Annotated in this window: 13 protein-coding genes; 6 read left to right on the top strand and 7 right to left on the bottom strand. The window is 48.2% G+C overall.

From position 1 onward, the window contains the following. Window positions 1-225: 225 nt before the first annotated feature. Complete coding sequence (locus tag IQ260_RS26375; protein WP_228016455.1) at window positions 226-687, bottom strand: pentapeptide repeat-containing protein; 462 nt, start codon at window positions 685-687, stop codon at window positions 226-228. 394 nt (window positions 688-1081) lie between these two features. Next, entirely contained in the window at window positions 1082-1405 is a 324-nt protein-coding gene (locus tag IQ260_RS26370; RefSeq protein ID WP_193996059.1) for a hypothetical protein, read from the bottom strand. A gap of 171 nt (window positions 1406-1576) precedes the next feature. On the opposite strand from IQ260_RS26370, the gene uraH reads away from it, so the two are divergent. Both uraH and uraD read left to right on the top strand, forming a co-directional pair. Continuing rightward, window positions 1577-1921, top strand: coding sequence for a hydroxyisourate hydrolase (gene uraH, locus IQ260_RS26365; protein ID WP_193996058.1), 345 nt, complete (start codon window positions 1577-1579; stop codon window positions 1919-1921). A gap of 5 nt (window positions 1922-1926) precedes the next feature. Further along, the gene (gene uraD, locus IQ260_RS26360; protein WP_193996057.1) at window positions 1927-2469 is read left to right on the top strand and encodes a 2-oxo-4-hydroxy-4-carboxy-5-ureidoimidazoline decarboxylase; all 543 of its coding nucleotides are present in this window, start codon (window positions 1927-1929) and stop codon (window positions 2467-2469) included. Window positions 2470-2482: 13 nt separating this feature from the next. Here uraD and IQ260_RS26355 read toward each other — a convergent pair whose 3' ends face one another. Both IQ260_RS26355 and IQ260_RS26350 read right to left on the bottom strand, forming a co-directional pair. Next, window positions 2483-2941 carry a GNAT family N-acetyltransferase gene (locus IQ260_RS26355; RefSeq protein WP_193996056.1) on the bottom strand — a complete coding sequence of 153 codons (459 nt, stop codon included), beginning with the start codon at window positions 2939-2941 and terminating at the stop codon, window positions 2483-2485. Between the two features lie 7 nt (window positions 2942-2948). After that, window positions 2949-3503 (bottom strand): gluconokinase, encoded by a 555-nt coding sequence (locus IQ260_RS26350; protein WP_193996055.1) that lies wholly within the window; start codon window positions 3501-3503, stop codon window positions 2949-2951. 130 nt (window positions 3504-3633) lie between these two features. Here IQ260_RS26350 and IQ260_RS26345 point away from each other — a divergent pair, with 130 nt between their 5' ends. The 4 genes from IQ260_RS26345 to IQ260_RS26330 are packed head-to-tail and all read left to right on the top strand — an operon-like array spanning window position 3634 to window position 4948. Further along, a complete protein-coding gene (locus tag IQ260_RS26345) occupies window positions 3634-4068 on the top strand; it encodes a nucleotidyltransferase substrate binding protein (protein ID WP_193996054.1) in 435 nt (144 codons plus the stop codon). Continuing rightward, the gene (locus IQ260_RS26340; protein ID WP_193996053.1) at window positions 4058-4396 is read left to right on the top strand and encodes a nucleotidyltransferase domain-containing protein; all 339 of its coding nucleotides are present in this window, start codon (window positions 4058-4060) and stop codon (window positions 4394-4396) included. Before IQ260_RS26345 ends, IQ260_RS26340 begins: the two co-directional genes overlap by 11 nt. 53 nt (window positions 4397-4449) lie before the next feature. Next, the gene (locus IQ260_RS26335) at window positions 4450-4665 is read left to right on the top strand and encodes a hypothetical protein (RefSeq protein WP_193996052.1); all 216 of its coding nucleotides are present in this window, start codon (window positions 4450-4452) and stop codon (window positions 4663-4665) included. 43 nt (window positions 4666-4708) lie between these two features. Beyond that, entirely contained in the window at window positions 4709-4948 is a 240-nt protein-coding gene (locus IQ260_RS26330; protein ID WP_193996051.1) for a hypothetical protein, read from the top strand. A 42-nt stretch (window positions 4949-4990) separates the two neighbouring features. On the opposite strand, the gene IQ260_RS26325 is transcribed toward IQ260_RS26330, so the two are convergent. The 3 genes from IQ260_RS26325 to IQ260_RS26315 form a co-directional block, all read right to left on the bottom strand. After that, complete coding sequence (locus tag IQ260_RS26325) at window positions 4991-5488, bottom strand: hypothetical protein (RefSeq protein WP_193996050.1); 498 nt, start codon at window positions 5486-5488, stop codon at window positions 4991-4993. An 11-nt stretch (window positions 5489-5499) separates the two neighbouring features. Further along, window positions 5500-5748, bottom strand: coding sequence for a DUF4926 domain-containing protein (locus tag IQ260_RS26320; protein ID WP_193996049.1), 249 nt, complete (start codon window positions 5746-5748; stop codon window positions 5500-5502). A gap of 20 nt (window positions 5749-5768) precedes the next feature. After that, the coding region (locus IQ260_RS26315; protein WP_193996048.1) for a DUF6883 domain-containing protein at window positions 5769-6085 on the bottom strand (317 nt) is incomplete at its 5' end.

The raw sequence follows: 6085 nt of genomic DNA, 5'->3' as shown, positions 1-6085 counted from the left end.
GATTCATGCTGTGTGTCCTGCCTGTCAGCGCTCGATTTTACCGGTGTAAGAGTCACCCCTCATCCCCCAACCCCTTCTCCCCAGGGGGAAGGGGAGCAAATTCAAAGTCCTTCTCCCCCAGGGAGAAGGCTTTAGGATGAGGGCTCGATATCTTTAGCTATTCTCCAACTCACACATAAACGGCAGCCTCGCTAAAGGCTGCCGTTTTAGATTTCATTAGCCCTACTACTGTCCGATCTCTTCTTGATAGTCTTCATACGGGCCACCTACGCTGATCGGCGTTCCGTATACCTGGGCCTCGGCAATGTCAATGTTCTCAAGCGAGGCATTGGTAACATCCGTAAAATAGAGTGTGGAACCGGACAAATCCGCGCCGTCTAAAATTGCTGATTCAAAAACAGCGTTAGTCAAAAACGCATCGCTGAGGTTAGCCCCTGTCAGGTTGGCGCTGGTCAGGTCAGCCCCTTCCAGATTACTCCCCTCAAGGTTAGCCCCTTGAAGATTGGCTCCACGCAAATCAACCCCAATTAGGTGAGCAGTTTGTAAGTCAGCACCTGAGAGGTCACACCCAGGACAAGCACCCGTCAGTTCTAGACGTTGCACATCTGTCTCAGAGGCGGCATAGCCTGGCAGTGAGACAACGATAGGTAAAAGTAGAGCCAGTAGGGTAGTGCTGCGCAACAACATAGGTGATCTCCTCAATGGGTGAACTGGTTAGCCTTTGAAGACAATGGAAAGACAAAGGCTACTACACGTAAAACGCTTGATTTTCCTAATATCTCAACTGCTTTGAGTTACCTCTTTACGTGTGTTGTTACGATCTTGACACAGACCTTCGGTAATTGCCTAGGGTCTTAACAAGCCATAATTATTCGGTTTTCTGTACATCTGGTCCGTCAGTAGCATAGATAGTCGTGCATATGGGCGTCTTGCAACAGTTATTTGTTGAGCACCAACAGTCGTCTACAAAAATGTTTAAATTATGTAGCTTCTCAGACTATGGGGACGAAATCCCTACATGTTCTGAGGCGGCTGACGTTTAGAAAATGATGGTTTCATGATGTTGCTGAGACGTAATCAATTACAGCCCTTGCGTGTCTAATACCGTCATCTCATCCAACAGTTTCTGCATAAACTTTTGGGGATCTTTGAGATTCATCTCTGACAGAGCCACCATTTCTTCAACGCTATAGCGGTCATCACTGTCAACGACTTCAGAAATCCAGCTGGATATTGTCTCGGGATGCTGCAATAGATCTTCGGCAAATTCTAGGGGGCCTTTACCTGAATTTTTAGCATCTACTTTGGCAGCAAGGCACAGCTGTAATAGCTTGCCCAGGGTGGTGTCGGTTGTGGTACATAAGAGAAACGCCATTGTTTGAGTCAAAAGCTGTTCCTTCTGCATTAGAAAATCTCCCGGATTCACTAGTATTGACTATCTATGGGCAGTTTTGAACCGTTTATTTGTGGGCGCTGCGCGTAAACTATAGCATGACCGTTAAATTTCCATTGTTCGTCCATTGTTCGTTCATTGGTTTGTAGAAATCGTAAAAATAAGGATAGTTTAGGCTCTACCATGACAGGCAAACTCACCACCCATGTCCTTGATACGGCTCAGGGCTGCCCGGCAACCGGATTGACGATTGAACTTTGGAGTTGCGATCGCATCCTCAAAACCGTCATCACCAATGCCGATGGTCGCACCGATGCCCCTCTGTTGATGAACAATGAGTTTACTGTCGGCGTCTATGAGCTGCGGTTTGCCGTCGGCGACTACTTTAGAAAACAATTTAGCGACCTGCCCGAGCCCCCCTTTCTAGATAACGTGCCCCTGCAGTTTGGGATCGCTGATGTCACGGCCCACTATCACGTACCGTTGCTTTGCTCCCCCTGGTCCTACAGCACCTACCGAGGCAGCTAATCACCATGGCACACACCATTACTGAGCTAAACCAAATGACTCAGGCAGACTTTGTCACGACCCTTGGCGACGTGTTCGAACACACCCCCAGGATTGCGGCACAAGCCTGGCACCAGCGTCCGTTTACCGATGTGGCAAATCTCCACCAAACCATGGTGGCCCTGGTGGAGCAGATGTCTGAGACGGCCCAACTAGACCTGATTCGAGCCCACCCTGACCTGGGTAGTCGAGTACACATGGCCGCTGCCTCAGTACAGGAGCAAACCAACGTTGGTCTAAACCGTCTCAAACCATCAGAGTATGAACAGTTTCAAACGCTGAATACGGCCTATCAAACTAAGTTTGGCTTTCCCTTTATCATGGCCATCAAAGGTCAAACCAAAGACGAGATATTAGCGGCCTTTACCCAGCGTTTGCAAAACACACCCGCCAGTGAGCACCAGCGGGCACTGTTGGAAATTCAAAAAATTGCCCGCTTTCGTCTAGATGACTTGTGCGATACAGACTGCGATGCAGACGCTGTACTTAGCAATCTAGAAGAGTCCTAATCGCTCCTTTGCCCTAGACAGCTAGCGCTTTACAATAAATGATCTTGTCAGCCCCCGCTTCGTAGAAATTACGAATTCTCGCCTCTTCCTCGTACCCACACCTGCGGTAAAACGCTCGCGTGCGCTCAAAGCTGGCCAGTGTCTCCACCAGCAACAAGTGTGCCCCCCGTGCCGTCAGCGTTTCCTCGACATACTGCACCATTGCTGTTCCCCGACCTTGCCCTTGCTGTTCAGGGTGGACAGCGATAAAGAGTAGGTTCCACGTCCCGTCCGTCATCCGTTCCGGCGCACAGTAGGCCGCTGCCACCGGTCCGTTGTCGTCATCAGTCAGCCAAAAAGAGTCGCTGCCGCCCTCAAAGTAATCGGTCAGGGTTTGACTCAGTTCCGTTAGCTCATCCGGTGAGAAGCCAATCGCCGCGTTGGCCAGGGCAAGCAGCGCTGCCGTGTCATCAGGAGTAGTGGGTCGAATCATAATAAAACTAATTCCTACCAGTTCTTTGCCACCAGGGCTTTTCTAAATCTGGAAACAGCCAGGTTGCCTGGTTGAGTAATTCATCAACAATCTTAGCGGGTAACAACCGGCCATCGATGGTAATCACATTCTCTTCTGGGCTAATGGGTTCAAATGCCGCTAGCTGACTTGCCAACATTTCGGGTTTCATATAATGATTGGCCCGTCTCAACAATCTTCGCTCCAGGTCGGCTTGAGGCACATTGAGCCACACAAGCTGGACTCGCTCAAATGATGCCAGCTGTTTTCGGTAGGATGCCTTTAAGGCAGAACAGGTCAGCACAGTCTCCCGATTTTTATCGATAGCCTGTTGCATATCGTCTTCTATTTCCAACAGCCATTGGTGACGATCCTTGTCTTCTAAGGCTATCCGAGACTGCATTTTTATAATATTTGACAAAGAATGGCGGCGATCACCTTCTAAAAAATCGCTCTCCAGCCGCTCGGACAGCAGACGCCCAACAACAGTTTTTCCTGCTCCGGCCACCCCCATAATGACCCATACCAGCGGACAGTCATTCATGTGTTTTGCCTCCTAAGGTTAGAGCCAGCCGAGAGATCCATGCTTGCTTCTGTAAAATAAGCGATAGTAAACCGATTGCATTTACCTCCTTTGCCCTACCTATGGTCAGCTAGTCGCGACTTTGATGATTATGACAGAGAATAAAATTGAATCTAATCAGACTCCTGATATTCGTTGGAAGCAGCGGTTTGCAAACTATAAGCGTGCCCTCACTCAGCTGACCAAGTTTATCGATAAAGGTGAGCTAAATGAGCTGGAAGAGCAAGGGTTAATACAAGCGTTTGAATATACCCACGAGCTAGCCTGGAATGTCTTGAAAGATTATCTGCAGTATCAAGGAAATCAAAACATCTATGGCTCACGCGATGCTACTCGGCTCGCGTTTAATGTCGGCTTGCTTGAAGATGGCACAAGTTGGATGGATATGATTAAAGAGCGGAATCGCACTAGCCATACTTACAATCAGGCAACTGCTCGTGCGATCGCAGAAAATATCAAAGGTCGTTTTTTTACTTTATTTGTGCAGTTACAAACCAAGATGCAGGCTCTACAGGATGCAGAGTGACCCCTTACAATTTGGGCTAAAACAGAGCACCATTGAGCAGATCACCCATGTGCTGCAGCAATATGCTGAAATTGAGCGCACTATCATCTACGGGTCGCGCGCTAAAGGCAATTATCGGCCTGGCTCGGATATTGATTTGACTTTGATGGGCCAAGGACTGACCCATGGGCATTTGCTACAGATTGAACAGCAGCTAGATGACCTGCTGTTGCCATATTTGTTTGACCTATCGATTTTTAGCCATATTGAAAACCCGGACATGATTGCTCACATAGATCGCGTCGGTTTGCTCTTCTACGAGCGGACGACAAACACTCAGCCAGCCTAAAATCTACTCAATTCTGCAAAAGCGGCGATTGAAACAGTGTTGGAGAACCTCAAGTGACCAAGCACTCGCTTGACGAAACCCCAGAACCCGGTCTACAGTTACCGAATGCTGCTTTAGCAGCTGTTCTACTGGAACCTAATACTTGGCACCGTCGGCAGGTGTCATCACCACCTGTCGACGGCTACCCGCGGATTTCGAAGCAATCCATGGGATTGGGTTATTGTGCCCTACCCCCTGCGATTTGTCATGACTTATTTGTGGGGGGCTAGGGTTAGGTTCTGGCTTTCCTTCCTTACTGGAGAACCAGATCCCATGTTTAAAGACTCAACATCGGGCGCAAAGCCGCCTGCAAATCAGTCTGACATTTTGCCAGACTACGACTACGAATCTGGACGTCATATGCTGTTCGGCAGCCTGAGCTTTGTCCAAGCCACCATCAAGCAGTTGCATAAAGTCAACTACGCCGAACCCAACGACTGGAGCCGCCCCTTACCCACGGGACAGCCAAACGAGGTAATGGCAATTCTGACCAAGCGAGTCCGGCTGGATTAGTACGGATATCCGCATGGGGCAGGTCTCGTATCTGCCCTGCGATTAGAGCAGGAATACGATCACACGTCCACGACGTTCCCAATTTTCTCTATTGGTTGGCATAAATTCAATCGCTTCCGCTTCAGACTGAAGAATAAATTGAAGCTCGCCAGGAACAACATTACAGTCAACAAACTCAAACGACTTATCAACACCAGCCGCCTGGTCTGCTGCAAACTTTGTCAAAGACTCAGCACAGGCGACAGTCCCACGATGGCGTAAACAAGCACGTTCCCAGGTCGCTGAATATTTTGATCGCGTCTCGCTGCTCGCACCAAAGCACGTTGTTTGAAAAAACTGAGGCGTTTCTATCTCACCATGATTAAAGCCCAAAAACACAGTTATCACCGTATACTTGCCCACTGCATCCTTAGCGACTAGCAGGTTCTCTCCATTACGCATGAATGCCCGCCAAGTGGTTTCGTCATCGCAGATAACAGGCACCTGTTTTTCAAGAATATAGTGCTGTGTGTCTTGAAATCCTTCTTGCAATCGGGCCATACAGCAGATGCTCACGCTGTGGCCATTTCGGATACTGGTTCAGGAGACACTGGTTCAAAATGCAAGACCATGAGCTGTTCTGAGCGCAAACCTAGAGACTCGTAGGTGCGACCGTTACGATCACTGAACTCTATCTCAAATGCTTGTCCTTCCGCTAGAACTTCTACGACTGTACCGACCTGGCCACGCCATAAATTATACTCAGGGAAGTCAGTTACCAAAGCCACTACATCAAGCAACTGAATTGTATTAGATCCCATTTCACATTCCTTCCAGACTTCTAAAGAGGATAGCAAGTTGTTAGTCTTGGAATATTTGAGCTATGTTCGATGATCCAACCACTCCGAACCGTTGCACTTTTATCTTGCCACTTGAGCATGAAGTCTACAGTATAGCGCTGCCCAAATTCATCGTGCCTTCCAAGTTTAGCTTCTGTAATTTTAACAGCCTTAAGCAAAATGTGTCGTAGTGCATCTGCATCTTCAGAAGTCATCCCTAAGATTGAAAGAAACAATTGAGCTTTATGCATTCCCTTACCATGATTTGGATTGAGACAGTAATCACGCAGTTTTCGAATATCAATAATTGCTTTTTCTG

The organism is Leptolyngbya cf. ectocarpi LEGE 11479 (assembly GCF_015207065.1).
GTDB lineage: Bacteria > Cyanobacteriota > Cyanobacteriia > Phormidesmidales > Phormidesmidaceae > Leptothoe > Leptothoe ectocarpi.
The sequence above is the reverse complement of the archived record's forward strand: the minus strand, read 5'-3'. Positions and strand labels throughout refer to the sequence as shown.